The organism is Microbacterium oxydans (assembly GCF_000956525.1).
Lineage (GTDB): Bacteria > Actinomycetota > Actinomycetes > Actinomycetales > Microbacteriaceae > Microbacterium > Microbacterium oxydans_A.
In genome coordinates, this window is record NZ_JYIW01000025.1 from 370,890 (window position 1) to 392,825 (window position 21,936).

Genomic DNA, 21,936 nt, shown 5'->3' on the forward strand with positions numbered 1-21,936 from the left:
TTTCCTTTCAGAGGATGTGGCGGTGGGACGGATGCCGTGGCATCCGCCCCACCGGGTCTATCACGCGTCGGTGTTCGCCGCGCCGCTGTCGTGCTGTTCGCGCATCATCTCGACGACCTCTTCATACTTGGGGGAGTTCATGAAGTTGTCGACGGAGACGTGGATCGAGTTCGGCGACTTGTCCTTCGCGCGATCCGTCAGCTGCTGCTGCGTGATCACGAGATCAGCCGTGCCGTCGAGGTTCGCGATGGCCTGGTTCGTGACGGTCACGCCGTCGATGCCGGCCTTCTTGAACTTGTTGCGCAGCACGCTCGCGCCCATGGCGGACGAACCCATGCCGGCGTCGCACGCGAACACGACGTTCTCGATGCGACGGTCGGTGGCGACCGCACCCGCGGGTCCGGACGTCGCCGATGACGCGCGGAGCGCATCCATCGCGGCCGACGACTTGCCCTTGTTCGCCTCGGTCTGCGCGATCGCTGCGCCGAAGGAGTCGCCCTCGGCTGCGAGGTCGCGCTTGCGCGATGCCCGCAGGATCACGCCGGTGATGAGGAACGTGACGACCGCCGCGATCACCACCGAGAGGTAGACGACCACGAGGTTGCCGGGGCCGCCGCCGATCGCTGCAGCCGTCACGGCGATGATGCTGCCGGGAGCTGCCGGGAAGGCCAGACCGCCGCCGAGGATCATGTTGGTCGTGACACCGGCAGCGCCACCCGCGATCAGCGCGAGGATCGTGGTCGGCTTGCTGAGCGCGTACGGGAAGTAGATCTCGTGGATGCCACCGAAGAACTGGATGATCGCAGCACCGGGAGCGGATGCCTTCGCAGCACCGACACCGAAGAACGTGAACGCGAGCAGCAGACCGAGGCCGGGGCCGGGGTTCGCCTCGATGAGGAACAGGATCGACTTGCCGTTCTCGGCGGCCTGCTCGATACCGAGCGGGGTGAACACGCCGTGGTTGATGGCGTTGTTCAGGAACAGCACCTTGGCGGGTTCGACGATGATCGACACGAGCGGCAGCAGGCTGAGCGAGACGAGCCAGTCCACGGCTGCGCCGAGCACGGCGCTGATGCCGAGCATCACCGGTCCGAAGGCGAAGAACCCGAGGATCGCGAGGATCATGCCGAGGATGCCGGCGGAGAAGTTGTTCACGAGCATCTCGAAGCCGGGGCGGATCTTGCCGTCCCAGAGGCGGTCCATCTGCTTCGTGATGTACGCCGCGAGCGGGCCCATGATCATGGCGCCGAGGAACATCGGGATGTTCGTGCCGACGATGACACCCATCGTCGCGATCGTGGCGACCACGCCACCGCGCTCGCCGTAGACCATGCGGCCGGCGGTGTTGGCGATCAGCAGCGGCAGCAGGTAGGTGACCATCGGGCCGACGAGGCCCACGTACGCGAAGATGTTGCCGCCGTCACCCTCGGCGAGTGCTGTCATGGCACCCTGCCAGCCGATGACCGCGGAGTCGCCGCCGCCGCCGATGATCTCGGCGACCGGAGCCCAGTGCCAGCCGAAGGGGCTCTTGGCACCGAAGAAGCCCTTCGGGATGAACAACATGGTGATGAATCCCCACGCGATGAACGCGGCGATGTTGGGCATGATCATGCCGGAGAGGAACGTGCCGAAGCGCTGCACTCCCGTTCGGAGGCCGCCGGATCTCGTGGCGGCTGGTGACGTCGTCGTCATGATGTCGTCTCTTTCTGGTGGTGAGGGGGAAGGGGTGCCGTGGCATCGGCCACGGCGAGTCGGGCGCCGGCGGCGTCGTCGGCCGCCAGCGCCAGTTCGGCGAGGTTGCGGGCCTCGTCGAGGGTTCGAGTGGAGAGCATCTGACGCACGTCGGCGAGGGCCGACGGCGCCATCGAGAGACTCGTCGCGCCGAGGCCGACGAGCACCACGGCGAGCATCGGATCGGCCGCGGCCTCACCGCAGATGCCCACCGGCTTACCGAGGCGTGCGCCGGCGGCACCGACCTCGCGCACCAGGCGGAGGACCGCCGGATGCCACGGGTCCTGGAATCCGGCGACAGAACCGAGCATCCGGTCCGCCGCCATCGTGTACTGCGTCAGATCGTTCGTGCCGATGGAGGCGAAGTCGGCGTGCGCGAGCACGCGGTCAGCGAGCAGCGCGCTCGCCGGCACCTCGACCATGACGCCCGCCGTCTTCAGCCCGTACTCGCGAGCGAGCGTGGTGAAGTACTCGGTCTCCTCGACCGTGGTGACCATCGGGGCCATGACCCAGAGGTCGGCCTCGGTCGCGGCATCCGCCTCGGCGAGGGCCGTCAGCTGCTCGCGGAGGATGTCCTCGCTGGCGCGCAGCGAGCGGAGCCCGCGGAGACCCAGCGCCGGGTTCTCCTCGTGCGCGTCGTTGAGGAAGGCGAGCGGCTTGTCGGCACCGGCGTCGAGCATGCGCACGACGACCTTCCGACCTGGGAACGCGGCGAGCAGCTCACGGTACGACTCGCGCTGCTGGCTGACCGTCGGTGCCTGCTGCGCCGAGAGGAACAGGAACTCGGTGCGGAACAGCCCGACACCCTCTGCCCCTCGGGCGACAGCGTCAGCGGCGTCGGCCGGCTTGCCCAGGTTCGCCAGCAACGGGATCGGCGTGCCGTCTGCGAGGGCGCCGGGAGTCAGAGGCGCGGCATCCGCCGCGAGGCGGGCGGCGGAGCGCTGGGCCGCGCGGTCCTTCTCGTCGTCGCTCGGATCGATCGTGACGACGCCTGCCGCTGCATCGACGATCACGGTCTGCCCGGTCTCGAGGGCGGTCGCCTCGACGGCGCCGACGATCGCGACGATGCCCTTCTCCCTGGCGAGGATCGCCGTGTGCGAGGTGGGGCCGCCGTCGACCGTGATCAGCGCGAGCACCTGGTCGAGGTCGAGCAGGGCGGTGTCTGCCGGTGCCAGGTCGCGGGCGACCAGCACGAACGGATGCCCGGGGTTCGGCACACCCGGCGCCTCGACCCCACGAAGGTGCGCGAGCACGCGCTGCGCGATGTCGTCGAGGTCGGCGGCGCGCTCGCCGAGGTAGCCGCCGACGGCCTCGAGCGTTGCACGGAAGCCCGCGAAGGCGTCGTGCACGGCCCATTCGGCGGTCGCGCCGGCGTCGAGTCTGGTGTCGACCTCGTCCTGGAGCGTGGGGTCCTCGGCGATCATCGCCTGCGCCTCGAGCACCTCCTGCGCCGAGCCGCCGGCCGCGGCACCGCGGTCGTTCAGCTCCTGCGCGACGACCGTGACCGCGTCACGAACACGTGCGCGCTCCTCGTCGGCGCTCAGCGTGCTCGGGGTCTGGTCGGGGGCGGGCGACGCCTCGGTCATGCGGACGATCGGCCCCTGGGCGACGCCCAAGCCGATGCCCACTCCGCGGAGGGTGCTCATCCGGCCGCATCCTGATCGTGATCGGTGGTGAGGAGTTCGGTGAGCGTGTCGAGCACGCCCTCCGCGTTGTCGCCCTCAGCGGTCAGCGTGACGTAGTCGCCGTGCTCGATCGCCAGGGCGATGACGCCGAGGATGCTGGCGGCGTTGACCGGCTTGCCGGAGTCCTTGGCGACCGTGACGGGGATCCCCGACTCCTTGGCTGCCTGTGCGAACAGCTTCGCGGGGCGGGCGTGCAGCCCGTGCGATGAGCCGATGCGGACGGTGCGAGAGGCGGTCATGATGTTCCTTCCGAGGTGTGCTGCCGGTGAGACGCGTCTGGGCTGTCGGTGAGAAGCGTCCGGGCGAGCGCGAGCGTGCGCTCGCCGTCCCGATCCGCGAAGACGTCGTCGGGGAGGAGGGCGACTGGCACGCTCACCATGCTGCGGATCACGGAGACCCGCTCGGCGAGGTGCGGACCGATGAGCACGAGATCCTGACCGCCTTCGACGATCGAGGTCTCCATCCCTGCTGAGGCGTCCCAGGCGAGACCGGCGTGCTCTGCGGCACGGCGGAGTCGCTGAGCGACGAACGTGCTGGACGCACCGGCGCCGCACACCACAAGGATCTTCATCGATTCCAACCTTCCTGAGAACAGTCTGTGAGAGTCGGGATGCGGTCACCACCAGGTTCCTTTCCGCCCCTGCGGAACCTCGGTTTCCGCGCACCCGCTCCCGCTACCTGACATCATGGAGAGACGTCGAGACAGTGCAGTCAGCACGCGGAGAAGCAGGAGGGATCATGTCGCGCCAGCGCCAGGACCAACTCCTCGCCCACCTCCTCCGTCAGAAATCGTGGGAGACCGCAGGCACCCTCGCCGACCTGCTCGGGGTGACGCCCCGCAGCATCCGCAGCTATGTCGCCGCGCTGAATGCGCGCACGAGCGCGGGCGATGCCGTCGAGTCCGGGCCCGCCGGGTACCGCGCAGGTCCCGCCGCGAGGGATGCGCTGCGCTCCCGCCAGCCAGGGGAGTCCGCGCCGCGCGATCGACTGCACGGTCTCGTTCGCACACTGCTCGACGAGCCTGCCGGTATCGACGTCTTCGAGACCGCCGCCAGGCTGCACGTGAGCGAGGCGACGCTCGAGGCCGACCTGTCGCGGGTGCGGGGACTGCTCGAGGGCACCGACCTCACACTCGAACGTGACAGGGAGGTCGTGCGCCTCCGCGGCAACGAGGGCGCCCAGCGTCGCCTGCTGAGTCGCCTCGCGCACGACGAGATGGACGCAGCCTCCTTCCACCCCGAGACGTTCCGCCGCGCGCTCCAGGGCAGCGCGGTGGCGCCGCACGCCGTCGCCCCGTTCAAGTCGGCGCTCGTGCGCGAGCTCGGCGCCCTCGGCTACTTCGTGAACGAGCTCGCGATCTCCGACGTGCTGCTGCACATCGCGATCGCCGCGGACCGCGTCGCCTCGGGGCACGCGCTCGAATCGGGGCCGGCGGGTGCGCGCCCCGAGATCCTCAGGGTCGGTGCGGTGATCGCCCGCCTCGCCGACGAGCACTTCGCCGTCAGCCTGGGCGAGGGCGACAGCGGTCACCTCGCCTCGCTCGTGCTCACCCGCATCGTCGCGCCCGGTGAGGACGCGAGCGGCGACGTCGCGCGCAGCAGCGTCGACCCAGCGGTCGATGCCGCGGTACGCGCGGTGATCCAGCGCGCGGCCGAGGACTATCAGGTCGACCTGGTCGACGAGACGTTCGTGCTGCGGCTCGCCCTGCACGTGCAGAACCTGCTGCGTCGGGCAGAGGAGAGCGCGCTGACGCGCAACCCGCTCACGCGGTCGCTGAAGACCTCGTACCCGATGATCTTCGAGGTCGCGGTGTCGATCGCGAGCGGGCTGCACGATCGCCTCGGCGCGCCCATCCACGACGACGAGATCGCCTACATCGCGATGCACGTCGGCGGACGCCTGGAGCGCAGCCGCAAGGCCGAGTCGATCCTGACCGCGACGATCGTCTGCCCCGGATACTACGAGCTGCACGAGCTGCTGCGGTCGAGCGTCGACCGTTCCCTCGGGTCTGCCATCGAGGTCACGAGCGTGGTCACCAACGTCGATCCCGACTGGTCGTCGTTCGACACCGACCTGGTGCTCAGCACGATCGAACCGGGTATCTCCGGCGATCGCTTCGTGCGCATCCAGCCGTTCCTCACCGATGCAGACGTCGATCGCATCCAGTCCGCCGCCGGCCGTCTGCGCCGGGGGCGCCGGCTCACCCGCCTCCGCGGGGAGCTCGCGCGATACTTCCAGGCCGACGCGTTCATCTCGCCGCTACCCGATCTCGGTGAGGAGGCGATCATCCGGATGCTCGGCGACCGGCTGGTGCGAGCCGGCCTGATCGGCGAGGACTACATCGAGAACACGATCGCCCGTGAGCAGATGTCGTCGACCGCGTTCACGGATGCGCTGGCGGTGCCGCACGCGCTGCAGATGACGGCGACGCGGACCGCGATCGCGATCGGCGTGGCCGACGGCTCAGCAGCATGGGGAGACGGCCGCGTGCAGGTCGTCGCGCTCGCCGCGTTCAGCGAGGGCGACCGTGCAGCGTTCCAGACCGTGTTCGAGCAGCTCGTCGAGGTGTTCAGCGAGCGCGACAGCGTGCAGCGCATCGTGCGCAGAGCCTCGAGCTTCGAGTCGTTCCTCGACGAGCTCGTCGCAGTCATCGACGGCTGACCGTCGTCGACGGCTGCGGTCGATCAGCGCGGGTCGAGGACCTCGGCCAGCGCATCGAGCACGGCGGCGGCACCCGCCGAGTCCGCCGTCTCGAGCACCACCGCATCGCCACGTTCGAGCCCGAGGTCCATCAGCGCGAGCACGCTGCTGAGGTCGACGGCCGCTCCTGACGCGGTTCGCAGCGTCACCGGGTCAGCATGCGCCTGCACGACCCGCACCAGTTCAGCGACCGGCCGGGCATGCGCGCCGTTGTGGGCGCTGATGATCACGCGTCTCTGGGCCATGCTCCGATGCTATCGGCGGCGCGGCGAGCGGGGCCAGCGTCGCCGACAGCATCGGATGCCGAGGTCAGGACCGTTCGGCCAGCAGCGACCGCACTCCTGCTTCGAGCTCGGCGACCGCCGCTCGGGCGAGCGCAGCGTCGTCTCCTCTGGCGTCGATGTACACCTTGAGCTTCGGCTCGGTGCCGCTCGGACGCACGATCACCCGCGAGCCGTCGGACAGCCGGTACCGCAGCACGTCGCCGGACGGGGCGCCGGGCGCGGCGTGCAGCAGATCTTCGGCGGATTCGATCGTCTGCTCGCCGATCCGTGCCGGCTGCGTCTCGCGCAGCGACGCCATGACGGTGCCGATGATCGACAGGTCTTCGACGCGCACCGACACCTGGCCGCTCGCGAAATGGCCGTAGGTGTCGCCGAGCTCCTCGAGCAACGTCGAGAGCGTCGCGCCGCGCTCACGCGCTTCTGCCGCGAGACCGAGGATCGCGACGGCAGCGGAGATGCCGTCCTTGTCGCGCACCGTCTCCGGGTTCACGAGGTAGCCGAGCGCCTCTTCGAAGCCGAAGACGATGCCGGGTGCACGTGAGATCCACTTGAAGCCGGTGAGGGTCTCGTGGAAGCCCAGCCCGTGGTGCGCCGCGACGGCCGCGAGACCAGGCGACGAGACGAGGGAGCACGCGAGCGATGCGCCGGGCGTGCCCTCGGCGTCCCGTGCCGCTCGAGCTCCGAGCAGCAGACCGACCTCGTTGCCGGTGAGGCGGCGCCATCCATCGGGAGACGTCTCGTCGGGCACGGCGACCGCGAGACGGTCGGCGTCTGGGTCGTTCGCGAGGATGAAGTCGGCCCGGGCGCGCTTGGCCCGAGCGATCGACAGGTCCATCGCGCCCGGCTCCTCCGGGTTGGGGAACGACACCGTGCGGAACGTGGCATCCGGTCGAAGCTGTTGGTCGACCACGGCCGGCTGCGGGTAGCCGGCGGCCCGCAGGATGCTCGAGAGCGTCTCCCAGCCGACGCCGTGCATCGCCGTGTACACCCAGCGGAGACCGGACGCACTCGCGGGCGCAGGAGCGACCGCAGCAGTCGCCCTCACGTAGGCCTGCACGACATCCTCGCCGGCCGTCTCGTACGCGGTCGAGCGGGGGAGTGCCGCGACCGATCCGGATTCGGCGATCCGCGCGATGTGCGCTGCGATCTCGGCATCCGCCGGTGCGACGATCTGCGAACCGTGATCGGCGCCGCCCAGGTAGACCTTGTAGCCGTTGTCGTTCGGCGGGTTGTGGCTCGCCGTCACCATCACACCGGCATCCGCGCCGAGGTGCCGTACCGCGAAGGCGAGCACCGGAGTGGGCAGCAGGCGGGGGAGCAGGATCGCGCGGAGGCCGGCACCTGCGAACAGCTCGGCCGAGTCGGTCGCGAAGACACGCGAGTTGCGGCGTCCGTCGTATCCGATGACCACGGTCGGCGTCGCGTCACCGGCACGCTCGCGCAGGTACGCGGCGAAGCCCGCTGCGGCCTGCGCGACCAGGACACGGTTCATGCGGTTGCTGCCAGCGCCGAGCTCGCCGCGGAGTCCGGCGGTGCCGAAGGCGAGTCGGGTGCGGAAGCGATCGGCGAGGTCTGCGGACGCGGCGGCATCGCCACCGGCGACCCTGGTGATGAGGCCTGCGAGCTCGTCGCGCGTCTCGTGGTCGGGATCCTGGCGCAGCCAGGCACGCGCCTGGGCGAGCAGCTCCTCGCTCACAGCGCCTCGACCACTCGGGCCAGCAGCGCCGAGATCACCGGCTCAGCCTCACGGCCTGCCTCGATCACCTCTGCGTGGCTGAGCGGCGTCTTCTGGATGCCGGCAGCGAGGTTCGTGATGAGCGAGAACCCGAGGATCTCCATGCCGGCCTCGCGGGCGGCGATCGCCTCGAGTGCGGTCGACATGCCGACGATGTGCCCGCCGATGGCCTTCGCCATCTGCACCTCGGCCGGAGTCTCGTAGTGCGGACCGCGGAACTGCGTGTAGACGCCCTCGTCGAGGCTCGGGTCGATGCCGCGGGCGATCTCGCGCAGGCGCTTCGAATACAGGTCTGTGAGGTCGATGAACGTCGCACCCTCGAGCGGGGAGTCCGCGGTGAGGTTGATGTGGTCGCTGATCAGCACCGGCTGGCCGGGCGTCCAGGTCTCGCGGATGCCGCCGGCCCCGTTCGTGAGCACCATGATCTTCGCCCCGGTGGCAGCGGCGGTACGCACGCTGTGCACGACGCGACGCACGCCGTGGTCTTCGTAGTAATGCGTGCGGGCGCCGATCACGAGCACGTGCTTGCCGTCGGGCGTGCGGATGCTGCGCAGTGTGCCGACATGCCCTTCCAGGGCGGGCTTGGAGAAGCCGGTGACCTCGGTGGCGGGGATCGTGGCGACCGTCTCGCCGATGATGTCGGCAGCCTTGCCCCAGCCGCTTCCGAGGGTGAGGGCGATGTCGTGCTGCTCGACGCCGGTCAGGCGTGCGATGTCCGCGGCGGCCTGCTGGGCCACCTCGAAGGGGTTCGCAGTGGGATCGTCGAGGGGGTTGCTGTGTGTCTCGGGCATGGATCCACTCTAGGAAGGTGCAGGCTCCGGTGCCAGGATTGCGCGAGAATGGATTCCATGTCTTCAACCACTTTCGAGCGCACTCAGCGCGTCGCCGTCCTCGGTGGCGGTCCCGGCGGATACGAGGCGGCTCTCGCAGCCGCTCAGCTGGGTGCAGAGGTCACCTTGGTCGAGCGTGTCGGCGTCGGCGGGTCGGCAGTGCTGACCGATGTCGTGCCCTCCAAGAGCCTGATCGCCACGGCGGATGCCGCTGTCGCGATCTCCGAGGCGAGCGACCTCGGCGTCAACTTCTACGCCAAGGGCGAGAACGGCAAGCCGCTCAAGCCCGAGATCGCGATCAACCTCGCCGCCGTGAACAAGCGCCTGGTGGCGCTCGCCGGACAGCAGTCGGAGGACATGCGCGCAACGCTCCTCGAGGCCGGCGTGCGGATCCTCTCAGGTCACGGTCGGCTCGAGGGCCCGACCGCGATCGTGGTGTCGACCGGCCAGGGCGGCACCGATTTCGACCGCATCGAGGCAGACACGATCATCGTCGCGGTCGGTGCATCGCCCCGCGAGCTCGACTCGGCCAAGCCGGACGGCAAGCGCATCCTCACCTGGACGCAGCTGTACGACATGAAGGCGCTTCCGGAGCATCTCATCGTGGTCGGCTCGGGCGTCACCGGTGCCGAGTTCGCCTCGGCGTACATGAACCTCGGCGCGAAGGTGACGCTGATCTCGAGCCGCGAGCAGGTGCTCCCCGGTGAGGACAAGGATGCCGCGAGCGTCCTCGAGAAGGTCTTCAAGCGCGGTGGCATGCAGGTGCTCTCGAAGTCCCGCGCCGACGAGGTGAAGGCGGACAAGGACGGGGTCGTCGTGACCCTCTCCGACGGTCGCACGGTCGAGGGCAGCCACTGCCTGATGGCGGTCGGCTCGATCCCCAACACGGCGGGCATCGGTCTCGAGGAGGCCGGCGTCGAGCTCGACGAGACAGGGCACGTCCGCGTGAACAAGGTCGCTCGCACCTCGGTCCCGAACGTGTACGCGGTCGGCGACTGCACGAACTTCTTCCCGCTGGCATCCGTCGCATCCATGCAGGGCCGCACCGCGGTGTTCCACGCGCTGGGTGACATCGTGATCCCGCTCGAGCTGATCAAGATCACCTCGAACATCTTCACGGCGCCCGAGATCGCGACGGTCGGCTACTCGGAGAAGGACGTGGAGGACGGCATCGCGGACGGGCTCGTCTACAAGCTCCCGCTGGCCGCCAACCCGCGGGCCAAGATGATGGGCATCAAGGACGGCTTCGTCAAGATCATCGCCCGCAAGGGCTCCGGCACCGTGATCGGCGGCGTGATCGTCGCCCCCAAGGCGTCGGAGCTCATCTACCCGATCGCGGTCGCGGTCGAGCGTCGCCTCACGGTGGATCAGGTCTCGCGCGTCTTCGCCGCGTACCCGTCGCTGTCGAGCAGCATCACCGACGCCAGCCGTGCGATGCACCTGGGGTACATCTCCTGACCAGCACAGTCACGCACGAACGGCGCCCCACCTCAGTGGGGCGCCGTTTCGTTCCGTGGACCCTGACCCTGCTGGGTCCCTGACCCTCTCGAAGGGTCTGGGTCCCTGAGCCTGTCGAAGGGCCCGACCCTGCTGGGTCCCTGAGCTTGTCGAAGGGCCCGACCCTTCTGGGTCCCTGAGCCTGTCGAAGGGCTCAGCTGATCGTGAGCAGCTGGTGTCCGGCGGAGACGGTGGCGCCGGCATCCGCGTTGATGTTGCCGACGACGCCATCCTTGTGCGCCTGCAGCGGCTGCTCCATCTTCATCGCCTCGAGCACGACGACGAGGTCGCCCTTGACGACCTGCTGGCCGTCCTCGACCGCGACCTTGACGACCGTCGCCTGCATGGGCGACTTCACGGCGTCGCCGGATGCACCGGCGTTGGCGGTGGTGGCGTGGCTGCGACGCGACGGCGGCACGGCTGCCGGGCGTCCTGCGGTGCCCGCGGCGACCGCGACGCGATCGGGCAGGCTGACCTCGAGGCGCTTTCCTGCGACCTCGACGACGACCGTGTGGCGGCCCCCGGCGGCGGACGGCGCTTCGAGCTCGCCGTCCCACGCGGGGATGTCGTTCTCGAACTCGGTCTCGATCCAGCGGGTGAAGATGCCGAAGGTGCCGTTCTCGGCGGTGAATGCGGGGTCGCGCACGACCTTGCGGTGGAACGGCAGCACGGTGGGGAGCCCAGCGACCTCGAACTCGTCGAGGGCGCGGCGGGACCGCTCCAGTGCCTCTTCACGGCTCTTGCCGGTGACGATGATCTTCGCGAGCAGCGAATCGAACGCGCCGGAGACCTCGTCGCCGGCGGTCACGCCGGAGTCGAGGCGGATGCCGGGGCCGCCGAAGGTCTTGAACACGTGCACCGGACCGGGCTGGGGCAGGAAGCCGCGGCCGGGGTCCTCGCCGTTGATGCGGAATTCGAAGGAGTGGCCGAGCGGCTTCGGGTCGTCGTAGTCGATGGTGCCGCCGGCGGCGATGCGGAACTGCTCGCGCACCAGGTCGATGCCGGTGACCTCTTCCGAGACCGGGTGCTCGACCTGCAGACGGGTGTTGACCTCGAGGAACGAGACCGTGCCGTCTGCGCCGATCAGGAACTCGCAGGTACCAGCCCCGACGTAGCCGACCTCCTTGAGGATGGCCTTCGAGGCGCTGTACAGCAGGTCGTTCTGCTCGTCCGTGAGGAACGGAGCCGGTGCCTCCTCGACGAGCTTCTGGTGTCGGCGCTGCAGCGAGCAGTCGCGCGTCGAGATGACGACGACCGTGCCCTCGGCATCCGCCAGGCACTGGGTCTCGACGTGACGCGGCTTGTCGAGGTACTTCTCGACGAAGCACTCGCCGCGGCCGAATGCTGCGACTGCTTCGCGGGTGGCGGACTCGAACAGCTCGGCGACCTCGTCGAGCTCGCGGGCGACCTTGAGGCCGCGTCCGCCGCCGCCGTATGCCGCCTTGATGGCGATCGGCAGGCCGAACTCCTTCGCGAAGGCGACGACCTCCTCGGCGGTCTCGACCGGACCGGGGGTGCCGGGGGCGAGCGGTGCGCCCACCTTCTCGGCGACGTGGCGCGCGGTCACCTTGTCGCCGAGTGACTCGATGGCATCGGGAGACGGACCGATCCACGTCATCCCCGCACCGATCACTGCACGAGCGAACTCGGCGTTCTCGGCGAGGAAGCCGTAGCCGGGGTGCACGGCGTCTGCACCGGCGCGACGGGCCACCGACAGGATCTTCTCGATCTGCAGGTACGTCTCGGCGCTGGTCGAGCCGTCGAGCGCGAAGGCCTCGTCGGCGAGGCGGGTGTGCAGGGCGTCGCGGTCCTGGTCGGCGTAGACGGCGACCGAGGCGATCCCGGAGTCGCGAGCGGCACGGATGATGCGGACGGCGATCTCGCCGCGGTTGGCGATGAGCACCTTGGCGATAGCAGGCATGGTTGCCAGCCTAGCGAGAAGCCTCGCGTTCCATTTGACGACTCTCCACAAGAAAGGCGCTGAAACGTCGCGCAGACCCTACGAGGCGGAGGGCAGCAGGTCGGGTGTCCAGAGGTCGGTCCAGGTGACGCCGAGATCGACGACGAGTCGGCGGATCGTCGAGAGCGACATGCCGACGACCGTCGACGGATCGCCTTCGACGCGCGTGATGAACGCGCCGCCGAGGCTGTCCACCGTGAACGCGCCGGCGACGTGGAGCGGCTCTCCGGAGGCGATGTAGGCGGCGAGCTCCTCATCGGTGACGTCGTCTGCGAAGGTGACGGATGCTTCGGCCGTGGCGGTCGCCTCGACCGGTTCGGTTCCGGGGGAGACCCGGAACACCGAATGCCCTGAGTGCAGGATGCCGGTGGCGCCGCGCATCTCCTGCCAGCGCCTGGTCGCCTCTTCAGCCGTGTGCGGCTTGCCGTACACCCGCCCGTGGAGCGCGAACATCGAGTCGCCGCCGATCACGATCCCGTCGAATTCGCCCTCGGCGGCGAGACGGTGCGCGACATCGGCGGCCTTGGCCCGGGCGAGCAGCAGCACGAGTTCGGCCGGGGGGAGTTCTGCGCCGGTCGCCACGGCAGCGGCTGCGGCGACCGCATCCTCGTCCACATCCGGCGACAGGGTGAGGGGTTCGATTCCCGCCTGCCGGAGCAGCATCAGGCGGGCGGGAGAGGTGGAAGCCAGGCAGACGCGCATGTGCACCACCGTATCCTCGAAGGATGACTTCCTCGCCTGCTGACGTGCTCGAACTCGACATCACCGGAATCGCGCACGGTGGCACGTTCGTCGCGCGCCATGAGGGGCGCGTGGTGTTCGTCTCGGATGCGATCCCCGGTGAGCGCGTGCGCGCACGCCTGATCGACCCGCAGGACGAAGCGGCCGAGTCCCGCAGCTTCTGGCGCGCGGAGACCATCGAGGTGCTCGATGCCTCGCCGCACCGCCGTCCGCACATCTGGCCCGAGGCCGATGTGTCGCGCGACCCGGCGCAGCGCCCGGGAGGCGCCGACCTCGGCCATATCGAACTCGCGCACCAGCGCACGTTGAAGCGACAGGTCCTCGCCGAGGCGTTCGACCGCTTCGCCGGCGGTGGCCTCGAGGCTCCGGAGATCGAGGCCGTCGAGTCCGGTGACGGTCTCGGCTGGCGCACCCGCGTCACGCTGCATGTCGACGATGCGGGCAACGTCGGCCCGTACGCGGCGCGCAGCCACCGCGTGATCCCGGTGTCGAGCCATCCGCTCGCCCGCCCGGCCGTCGCTGCGGCTGCGCTTGCCCTTCGCGGCGCGGAAGCCGGACGGATCGAGCTCGTCGAGCCCGCTGACGGCGAGGTGCGCGTGATCCGCCGCGAGGACGGCGCGAAGCCCGCCCGAGGGCACGGCGGTCGGCGCGCCGCACCCGAGGTGATCGAGGAGGTCGTCGGCGACCGTCGGTTCCAGGTCGACGCGAGCGGCTTCTGGCAGGTGCACCCCCGCGCCGCCTCGGTGCTCGACGGTGCCGTCTACGGCGTGCTCGACGGCCACGTGGACGCCGGATCGACCCACTACGACCTCTACGGCGGCGTCGGCCTCTTCGCGGCGACCCTCGCCGACCTGGGCGCCGAGAAGATCGTCAGCGTCGAGTCCAGCAAGCGCGCCACCCAGCACGCGCAGGCGAATCTCGCACCGCTCGCCATCTCGGCCGTCACGGCCCGAGTCGACCGCTTCCTGCACGGCGTCACCGATCGGACGGGCACGGGGGCCGTCGTCCTCGATCCGCCGCGTGCCGGTGCCGGCCGCACGGTTGTTGAGGGCGTGCACGCCCTCTCACCCGAGGCGATCGCCTACGTCGCCTGCGATCCGGTGGCGTTGGCGCGCGACCTCGGCACCTTCCGCGGGCTCGGCTGGCAGGTGAAGACGCTGCGCGCCTTCGACCTGTTCCCGCATTCGCATCACTTCGAGGTCATCGCCCTGCTCACGCGCTGACACCCGGCGACGTCAAGGCACCGTTCGGGGCGGTCGACTCACTAGGCTGGGCGGATGAGTACGGTCGCCCTCATCGATGATCACGAGTCCGTTCGCCTCGGTCTTGAGGCCGCGTTCGCGCGCGACGCGCAGACGGTCGTCTTCTCCGGAAGCTCGGTGAGCTCCTACCTCGACTGGCGGTCGACGACCGGTGACGCCCCCGCTGAGGTCGTCGTCCTTGATCTGACGCTCGGCGACGGATCCACGGTCACCGAGAACGTCACGAGGCTCGTCAACGACGGTGCGAGCGTCGTCATTCACAGCGTCGCCGACCGCCCGGCCGCTGTGCGTGAAGCGCTGTCGGCCGGCGCGGCGGGCGTGGTCAGCAAGTCCTCGGCGCTCGATGACGTGCTCGACGCGATCCGCACCGTCGCCGGCGGGGAGGCGCTCAACAACGTCGAGTGGGCGAGTGCCGTCGACGGCGACCGCGACTTCGCCGACGCGCAGCTGTCGACGCGCGAGCGAGAGGTGCTGCGCCTGTACGCCACCGGCCTGCCGCTCAAAGCGGTCGCCGAGCGCCTCGGCGTCGCGTACTCCACCGCCAAGGAGAACATCACCCGCATCCGCGTGAAGTACGTCGAGGTGGGGCGACCCGCGCCGACCAAGGTCGACCTGCTGCGGCGGGCGATGGAGGACGGCATCGTGGAGACGGATGGCGACCCGAGTGGCCACTGACTCGCTCAGCATCCGCGAGGCCTGGAGCAAGATCCCCTCCCCGGGCACCGCTGAGACCGAGTTCGAGCGCTTCACCGGGAAGCGCATGGAGCGCATCCTGGCGACGGTGGTCGCGATCGGGTCGGCCGTGTTCGGCACCCAGGCCTTCCTCGCCGCACTCGGCGCGATGTCGCGCACGGATGTCGCGCACATCATCGTCGTGGTGTTCGTCAACGTCCCACTCGTGGCGATGCTCATCGCCTGCCTGGTCGGCCGCGGAGTCCGCGTCACCTCCGGGGCGTTCGCGATCGCGTTCCTGCTGGCGCTCGCCGCGTGGCCGACCGTCGTGTCACCAGGCGTCGCGGGCGATCAGCCCTGGATCTTCTTCCTCGTCAACGTCGGCGTCGTCGCCGCGATGCTCGCGTTCCCGATCCGCATCCAGTTCGCCTGGGCCGTCGCGATGCCGTTCGTGTACGGGTACGTGCGGCTCGTGCAGGGCGGATTCACGAACGAGTTCTGGGTCACCACAGCGTTCGACGTGTCGTTCACGCTCATCCTCGGCATCGTCATCATCTCGCTCGGGTGGATGTTCCGCTCCGTCGCCTCCGGCGTCGACGACGCCAGGGGGCGCGCAGTGGCCTCCTACGCGTCGGCGGCAGCAGCGGCGGCAGCGGAGGAGGAGCGGATCGCGATGTCCGCTCTGATGCATGACAGCGTGCTCGCGGCCCTGATCGCCGCGGAGCGTGCCGAGAGCGAGCGTGCGCGCGAACTCGCCGTCGCGATGGCCAGGGAAGCGCTGACGCGGTTGGCGAACACCGAGGCCGCTGTCGCGCAGGAAGGCAGCGACGAGCCGGTCGGCATCGCGCAGATCGTGGCAGAGCTGCGCCGCGCGCTGTCGGAGCTTGGTGCGGATGCGCTGGTCGAGGAGAGCGGCGGCGTCGGGCTCATTCCAGGACGGGCCGCGCGTGCGCTCGTGCTGGCTGCGCGACAGGCGATCGGGAACGCGGTCTCGCATGCCCAGGGCAGAGGGCTGCACATCAGCGCCATCGCGCACGGCGATGAAGGCATCGTCGTGACGATCTCCGACACCGGACCCGGATTCGACATCGACGCGATCGGCGAGGACCGTCTCGGCATCCGCGCCTCGATCATCGCTCGCATGGCGGGCGTCGCCGGTACCGCTGACATCGATTCGGGCCCTGGCGGCACGACCGTGACGCTCGGTTGGGAGCGCGCATGAACCGCACAGTCCGCAGTGTCGCCACCTCGCTCGCAGTCGGCTTCGCGGTCTACTTCGCCGCGCGCTCCCTCTGGTGGGTGGTGCAGCCGACCTCGCCGCTGCTGATGGTCGCATCGATCGTGCTGCTGCTCGCCGTCATCCTCATCGCGACGCTGTGGGGCTCAGCCAGGTCGGCGAAGATGCCGATGTGGGTGGCGTGGCTGTCGCTGGTCGCCAGTGCAGTCATCCCGGCGCTCGCGACGTTGTCGATGGACCCGGCGTCGCGGACGGCACCGTTCGCGACCTCGTACATCGGCGGCATCGGTCTGCTCGGCGTCGTGTGCATCGTTCGTCGACGCTTCTGGATCGGGTGGGGGACCCTCGTCATGCTGGTCGCGACCTCGTCCGCGTATCTCGGCATCGGCGTCGCGCTCAACCTCGGGCTCGTCGGGTCCATCATGTGGCTCGTCATCGCCCGTCTGCTCGTGTTCTTCTGGGATCGGGCGATCCGCGACACCGCGCGCCTCGCCGAGATCCAGCAGGCGGTCTCGGCCTGGCATGCGACGCAGCTGGTGCGCCAGCGTGAGCGCCGCGTGCGCACGCAGTTCGCGTTGGCAGTCGCCGGTCCGGTGCTGGGCCGCGTGGTCGCCTCTCGCGGTGGACTCGATGAGGAGGAGCGCCTGCAGGCGAGACTCGCCGAGGGTCGCCTGCGTGATGAGCTGCGCGGCGCAGATCTGCTCAACGACGATGTGCGCGATGCGATCGAGGATGCCCGTCGGCGCGGCGTCGTGGTGACCGTGTTCGATGAGAGCGGACTCGAGGGCGTCGATGAAGACCGACGCGAGGCGATCCGGGATGAGCTGGCCGTTGTGCTGCGTTCCGCTCGGGCCGGGCGTCTGATCATCCGTTCGTCGAGCGATCCGCGAATCGCGGTGACCGTGGTCGGACGAGCAGGTTCGCGATCGTCCCGCGACGACGACGATGTGGACCTGTTCCACGAGATCGAGCGCGAGGTCACGGACTCCTGAGTCTCCGTGGTGAGAGTGGGCGAGGGGCGGCGAAATCGCCAGCCCCTCGCCATTGCGGTGCAGTTACCCGAAAACTGACCGCTGGTGGCCGTTCTACGTCTATCTACCCTGTGACAGAGAGAACAGCCGAACGCGAAGCGTCTCCTTTATTCTGCTCGGTCGATCAAACGCTGTCTGTAGGTATTTTGGGGGACAGTTTCATGGACGGATGGGGGAGGATTGGGCCATGGGAATGCGCCGCGGGACCAACCTTCCTCGTATGGGGGATTTCAACCAGTCCGTGATCCTCGAGTCGATCAGACGTTCAGGTTCCGGCCTGAGTCGAACCGAGCTGGTCGGGGTGACCGGTCTCTCCGCGCAGACCGTCACCAACATCACGCGGCGGCTGCTGACCGATCATCTGATCGAGGAGGCCGGACGCACGATCAACGGGCCGGGCAAGCCGCGTGTCACGCTGCGCCTGATCGCCGAGAGTCGCTACTCGATCGGCGTGCACCTCGACCCCTCCGTGATGACCTTCGTCCTGCTCGACCTCGCCGGCACCGTGGTTCGTCGGCTGACGACGCGCACGTCATCGGCCGATCCCCGCAGGATCGTCGATGCGATGGCCGCCACGATCGAGGCGCTGATCGAGGGTGCCGGGATCGATCGCTCGCGCATCGCCGGTGTCGGCGTGGCGGCTCCGGGTCCGCTCGACGCGGAACGCGGCACCGTCATCGATCCGCCCAAGCTGCACGGCTGGCACCGCGTTCCCCTGCAGGCCGTGCTCGCCGAGGCGACCGGTCTCGAGATCACCCTCGAGAAGGACACGACCGCCGCTGCGGTCGGCGAGCTGTGGACGAGCAACGGCTCGCCCGACGACTCCTTCGTGTTCGTCTACCTCGGCACCGGGATCGGCGCCGCGGTCGCGAGGGACGGCGATGTGATCCGTGGGAGTTCACGCAACCTCGGCGAGATCGGGCACATCATCGTCGATCCCGATGGCCCGTCGTGCGCGTGCGGCTTGCGCGGCTGCGTCGAGGTGGTGTGCACGCCGCAGGCGATCGTCGAGCAGGCGGAGCAGGCGGGCGTGTTCCCGGACGATCGGGAGACCGGCGATGCAGAGGTCGTCGATGTGCGGCTCGCGCAGCTCTGCGAACGTGCGGCCGACGGAGACGCTGCCGCAGAGCGCGTGCTCAGGCAGGCCGCTGCCAACCTCGCCGTGCTCGTCGCGGTGCTGACGAACATGCTCGACGTCGACAGGGTGGTGCTCGGCGGCCCGTTCTGGTCCCGACTCTCCGAGGTCTACCTCCGCGAGCTGCCGGCTCGGCTGGACCGGCTGAGCGCGACCAGGACGATCCGCACGATCCCGGTGGACGGCACCGTGATGGGCGACGACGTGGGGGCGCTCGGAGCGGCGTGCGTCGTGCTGGATTCCGTGCTCACACCGCGCACCTCGGCGCTGCTGCTCGAACACTGAGCGGGATCCGGAGCACCGGTTGACGCGAGACCCTTGACACCCGTAAGTCCAATCGATGTAGTATCTGATGCCGCCTCCCACCCATCGGAAGTCTGTGATGCACCACAATTCCGCCCTCGTCGAAGCGCGAATCCGACGTTTCGTGGACGAGCGGCTGCGCCCGGCGGTCGACGTGCGTGCGACCCCGCTCGAGCTCGCCTCCTGGCAGGCGCCGGGGGAGCCGGTGCCGTTCGCTTCGGCTGTGGCGGCGGAGTTCACGCCGCTCCAGGTCGGGGCTGCGTGGGGTCGTGCCTGGAGCACGATGTGGATCCGCATCACGGGCGTCGTACCGGAGGTGCAGGCGGGGCAGCAGGCCGAACTCGTCTTCGACCTCGGCTTCAACGCGTCCGAGCCCGGGTTCCAATCAGAGGGCACCGTCTACCGCATCGACGGCTCGATCGTGAAGGCGGTGGAGCCCCGCAACGCGCACGTGCCGCTCGACGCTGCGGCCGGTGAACCATTCGAGCTCTACCTCGAGGCCGCAGCGAACCCGGACGTCGCCGGAGGATGGGACTTCCAGCCGACCGCGCTCGGCGCGTGGGACACGGCGGGCGACGAGCCGCTGTACCGGCTGCGCCGTGCCGACATCGTGGTGCGCGACCTCTCCGCGTGGGAGCTGCTGCAGGACGCGGTCGTGCTGCAGGGACTCATCGTCCAGCTGCCGGAGGCATCACCCCGCCGTGCCGAGATACTCGCGGCGCTCGAGCGGATGGTGGATGTCTCGGATCCCGACGACATCGGGGGCAGCATCGACGACGCCCGCGAGGTACTCTCCGCCGTGCTCGCCCGTCCGGCATCCGGTTCCGCGCATGCTGTGCACGCCGTCGGGCACGCGCACATCGACTCCGCGTGGCTGTGGCCGGTGCGCGAGACGCAGCGCAAGGTCGCCAGGACCTTCTCGAACGTGCTGTCGCTGCAGCAGGAAGATCCCGACTTCGAGTTCGCCGCGTCGTCCGCGCAGCAGTACGCGTGGATGAAGCAGTATCAGCCGGAGCTGTTCGCGCGACTGCGGGACGCCATCGCTGCCGGCCGATTCCACCCTGCCGGAGGGATGTGGGTGGAGTCCGACACGAACATGCCGGGCGGCGAGGCTCTCGCCAGACAGTTCCTCCACGGCAAACGGTTCTTCCTCGAGGAGTTCGGTGTCGAGCCGCTCGATGTCTGGCTCCCCGATTCCTTCGGGTACTCGGCTGCCCTGCCGCAGATCGCCCGCGCCGCAGGATCGCGGTGGATGCTGACGCAGAAGATGTCGTGGAACGAGACCAACGCGATGCCTCACCACACCTTCCACTGGGAGGGGATGGACGGCACGCGCATCTTCACGCACTTCCCGCCGGTGGACACGTACAACGCACGCCTCACCTCCGACGAGCTCGCACGGGCGGAGCGCCAGTACGCGGAGAAGGGCGCGGCGAACACCTCGCTCGTTCCGTTCGGCTACGGCGACGGCGGCGGCGGGCCGAACCGCGAGATGCTCGCCGCAGCGGCGCGTCTCCGTTCGCTGGAGGGCTCACCGACCGTCGAGCTGTCATCGCCGCGGAGGTTCTTCGAGGCGGCAGAGGCCGAATACGCCGACCCGCCGGTGTGGACAGGGGAGATGTACCTGGAGTTCCACCGCGGGACGTATACCTCGCAGGCGCGGACGAAGCGCGGCAATCGCCGGAGCGAGCACGCACTGCGCGAGGCCGAGCTCTGGGCGACCGCCGCTGCGTTGCGGGGCACGCCATACCCGTACGAGGAGCTGCAAGAGGCGTGGGAGACCGTGCTCCTGCAGCAGTTCCACGACATCCTCCCCGGGAGCTCCATCGCCTGGGTGCACCGCGAGGCGGAACGCCGCTATGCGGAGGTGCTCGCCTCCACCGAGCAGATCATCGCAGGGTCTTTGTCGGTCGTCGCAGGCTCGGGCGACGTCGCGCTGCGCGCGAACGCCGGGCCATACGCCGGAGGAGGAGCGGCGGCGATGGGGATCGCCGGCGGGCAGGGACCAGCGGTCTCTGCGACAGTCGCACGGACGACGAGCGGTTTCGAGCTGGAGAACGAACACCTCACCGTCTCGATCGACGGCTCGGGACTCATCACCTCACTCGTCGTCCGTGCGACGGGAAGAGAGTCGATCGCAGCGGGCGAGCGGGGCAACCTGCTCCAGCTGCATCGTGATACTCCGACGCAATGGGATGCCTGGGACATCGACGAGCACTATCGCCGTCACGTGGTGGACGTGACGGACGTGGTCTCGATCGACATCATCCCGCATGCGTCGGCTGCGGTCGTCTGCGTGATCCGCGAGCTGGGGGGTTCGCGGATCACGCAGGCTCTGACCCTGCACCCTGATTCGCATGCACTCGACATCGAGACGACGGTGGATTGGCATGAGCGGCAGAAGCTGCTCAAGCTCGCCTTCCCGCTCGACGTGCACACCGAGCGGGCGACCTCGGAGATCCAGTTCGGTCACATCCACCGGCCGACCCACGCGAACACGTCCTGGGACATGGCGCGTTTCGAGACCGTCGCGCACCGTTGGGTGCACGTCGGCGAGCCGGGGTTCGGTGTCGCTGTGGCGAACGACTCCACGTACGGCCACGACATCACGCGGACGCCGCGGTCGGGTGGTGGCACGGCGACGACCGTGCGGTTGTCGCTGCTGCGTGCTCCGCTGTTCCCGGACCCTGATGCCGACCAGGGTGAGCACACCTTCCGGGTGAGCGTCCGGCCCGGCGCCTCGATCGCGGATGCCGTGCGCGAGGGATATCGGCTGAACCTGCCGACCAGGGAGATCCGTGGCTCAGGGCCGGTGGAGCCGCTGCTCGCGGTGTCGTCGGATGCCGTGGTCGTCGAGGCCGTGAAGCTCGCGGAGGACCGCAGCGGCGACCTGATCGTGCGTCTGTACGAGGCGCACGGGGGGCGGGCAGCGGCGACGATCGCGACGGCCTTCGGGTTCGACGGCGTGATCGAGACCGATCTGATCGAACGCGAGATCCCGTCGACCGCACTGCGCGGCGTCTCGAACGGCGACGTCGAGGTCGAGCTTCGCGCCTTCCAGCTGGTGACGCTGCGGTTCCGCACTCCACGCCTCTGAGCGCGCAGAGCGATCGAGCGGCTGCGTGCGGGGCGA

The 21,936-nt window shown here is 69.4% G+C and carries 17 protein-coding genes; 8 read left to right on the forward strand and 9 right to left on the reverse strand.

Annotation, left to right across the window (positions count from 1 at the left end; genetic code table 11):
• Window positions 1-60 precede the first annotated feature (60 nt).
• From RS83_RS12095 to RS83_RS12110, 4 genes are read right to left on the reverse strand one after another with little or no spacing between them, the layout of a single operon-like run.
• Window positions 61-1,692, reverse strand: coding sequence for a PTS mannitol transporter subunit IICB (locus tag RS83_RS12095; RefSeq protein WP_045279754.1), 1,632 nt, complete (start codon window positions 1,690-1,692; stop codon window positions 61-63).
• Complete coding sequence (gene ptsP, locus RS83_RS12100; RefSeq protein WP_082071655.1) at window positions 1,689-3,377, reverse strand: phosphoenolpyruvate--protein phosphotransferase; 1,689 nt, start codon at window positions 3,375-3,377, stop codon at window positions 1,689-1,691. The genes RS83_RS12095 and ptsP overlap by 4 nt, the downstream gene beginning before the upstream one ends.
• The gene (locus tag RS83_RS12105) at window positions 3,374-3,655 is read right to left on the reverse strand and encodes an HPr family phosphocarrier protein (protein ID WP_045279755.1); all 282 of its coding nucleotides are present in this window, start codon (window positions 3,653-3,655) and stop codon (window positions 3,374-3,376) included. The genes ptsP and RS83_RS12105 overlap by 4 nt, the downstream gene beginning before the upstream one ends.
• A complete protein-coding gene (locus tag RS83_RS12110; protein WP_045279756.1) occupies window positions 3,652-3,987 on the reverse strand; it encodes a PTS sugar transporter subunit IIB in 336 nt (111 codons plus the stop codon). The genes RS83_RS12105 and RS83_RS12110 overlap by 4 nt, the downstream gene beginning before the upstream one ends.
• A 167-nt stretch (window positions 3,988-4,154) precedes the next feature.
• Here RS83_RS12110 and RS83_RS12115 point away from each other — a divergent pair, with 167 nt between their 5' ends.
• Complete coding sequence (locus RS83_RS12115) at window positions 4,155-6,077, forward strand: BglG family transcription antiterminator (protein ID WP_045279757.1); 1,923 nt, start codon at window positions 4,155-4,157, stop codon at window positions 6,075-6,077.
• A gap of 23 nt (window positions 6,078-6,100) precedes the next feature.
• On the opposite strand, the gene RS83_RS12120 is transcribed toward RS83_RS12115, so the two are convergent.
• The 3 genes from RS83_RS12120 to RS83_RS12130 all read right to left on the reverse strand — a co-directional run bounded on the left by RS83_RS12120 (window position 6,101) and on the right by RS83_RS12130 (window position 8,926).
• Window positions 6,101-6,361 (reverse strand): HPr family phosphocarrier protein, encoded by a 261-nt coding sequence (locus RS83_RS12120; protein ID WP_045279758.1) that lies wholly within the window; start codon window positions 6,359-6,361, stop codon window positions 6,101-6,103.
• A gap of 64 nt (window positions 6,362-6,425) precedes the next feature.
• A complete protein-coding gene (locus tag RS83_RS12125) occupies window positions 6,426-8,096 on the reverse strand; it encodes a phospho-sugar mutase (protein ID WP_045279759.1) in 1,671 nt (556 codons plus the stop codon).
• Window positions 8,093-8,926, reverse strand: coding sequence for a purine-nucleoside phosphorylase (locus RS83_RS12130; protein WP_045279760.1), 834 nt, complete (start codon window positions 8,924-8,926; stop codon window positions 8,093-8,095). Before RS83_RS12130 ends, RS83_RS12125 begins: the two co-directional genes overlap by 4 nt.
• Before the next feature lie 48 nt (window positions 8,927-8,974).
• Between RS83_RS12130 and RS83_RS12135 the strand changes: the two genes are divergently transcribed.
• Window positions 8,975-10,423: an NAD(P)H-quinone dehydrogenase gene (locus RS83_RS12135; RefSeq protein ID WP_045279761.1), complete on the forward strand. Its 1,449-nt coding sequence runs from the start codon at window positions 8,975-8,977 to the stop codon at window positions 10,421-10,423.
• A 193-nt stretch (window positions 10,424-10,616) separates the two neighbouring features.
• On the opposite strand, the gene RS83_RS12140 is transcribed toward RS83_RS12135, so the two are convergent.
• Window positions 10,617-12,383: an acetyl/propionyl/methylcrotonyl-CoA carboxylase subunit alpha gene (locus RS83_RS12140; RefSeq protein WP_045279762.1), complete on the reverse strand. Its 1,767-nt coding sequence runs from the start codon at window positions 12,381-12,383 to the stop codon at window positions 10,617-10,619.
• Window positions 12,384-12,461: 78 nt separating this feature from the next.
• Complete coding sequence (locus tag RS83_RS12145; protein ID WP_045279874.1) at window positions 12,462-13,124, reverse strand: Maf family protein; 663 nt, start codon at window positions 13,122-13,124, stop codon at window positions 12,462-12,464.
• Window positions 13,125-13,147: 23 nt separating this feature from the next.
• Between RS83_RS12145 and RS83_RS12150 the strand changes: the two genes are divergently transcribed.
• The 6 genes from RS83_RS12150 (at window position 13,148) to RS83_RS12175 (ending at window position 21,900) form a co-directional block, all read left to right on the forward strand.
• Window positions 13,148-14,386, forward strand: a complete 1,239-nt coding sequence (locus RS83_RS12150; protein WP_045279763.1) for a class I SAM-dependent RNA methyltransferase — start codon at window positions 13,148-13,150, stop codon at window positions 14,384-14,386.
• A 54-nt stretch (window positions 14,387-14,440) separates the two neighbouring features.
• The gene (locus tag RS83_RS12155; RefSeq protein ID WP_045279764.1) at window positions 14,441-15,100 is read left to right on the forward strand and encodes a response regulator transcription factor; all 660 of its coding nucleotides are present in this window, start codon (window positions 14,441-14,443) and stop codon (window positions 15,098-15,100) included.
• Window positions 15,090-16,319 carry a sensor histidine kinase gene (locus RS83_RS12160; RefSeq protein WP_052679108.1) on the forward strand — a complete coding sequence of 410 codons (1,230 nt, stop codon included), beginning with the start codon at window positions 15,090-15,092 and terminating at the stop codon, window positions 16,317-16,319. The genes RS83_RS12155 and RS83_RS12160 overlap by 11 nt, the downstream gene beginning before the upstream one ends.
• Window positions 16,316-17,326: a hypothetical protein gene (locus RS83_RS12165; RefSeq protein WP_045279765.1), complete on the forward strand. Its 1,011-nt coding sequence runs from the start codon at window positions 16,316-16,318 to the stop codon at window positions 17,324-17,326. The genes RS83_RS12160 and RS83_RS12165 overlap by 4 nt, the downstream gene beginning before the upstream one ends.
• A gap of 259 nt (window positions 17,327-17,585) precedes the next feature.
• Window positions 17,586-18,785: an ROK family protein gene (locus RS83_RS12170; RefSeq protein ID WP_045279766.1), complete on the forward strand. Its 1,200-nt coding sequence runs from the start codon at window positions 17,586-17,588 to the stop codon at window positions 18,783-18,785.
• Between the two features lie 97 nt (window positions 18,786-18,882).
• Window positions 18,883-21,900 (forward strand): alpha-mannosidase, encoded by a 3,018-nt coding sequence (locus RS83_RS12175; RefSeq protein ID WP_045279767.1) that lies wholly within the window; start codon window positions 18,883-18,885, stop codon window positions 21,898-21,900.
• Window positions 21,901-21,936: the final 36 nt, after the last annotated feature.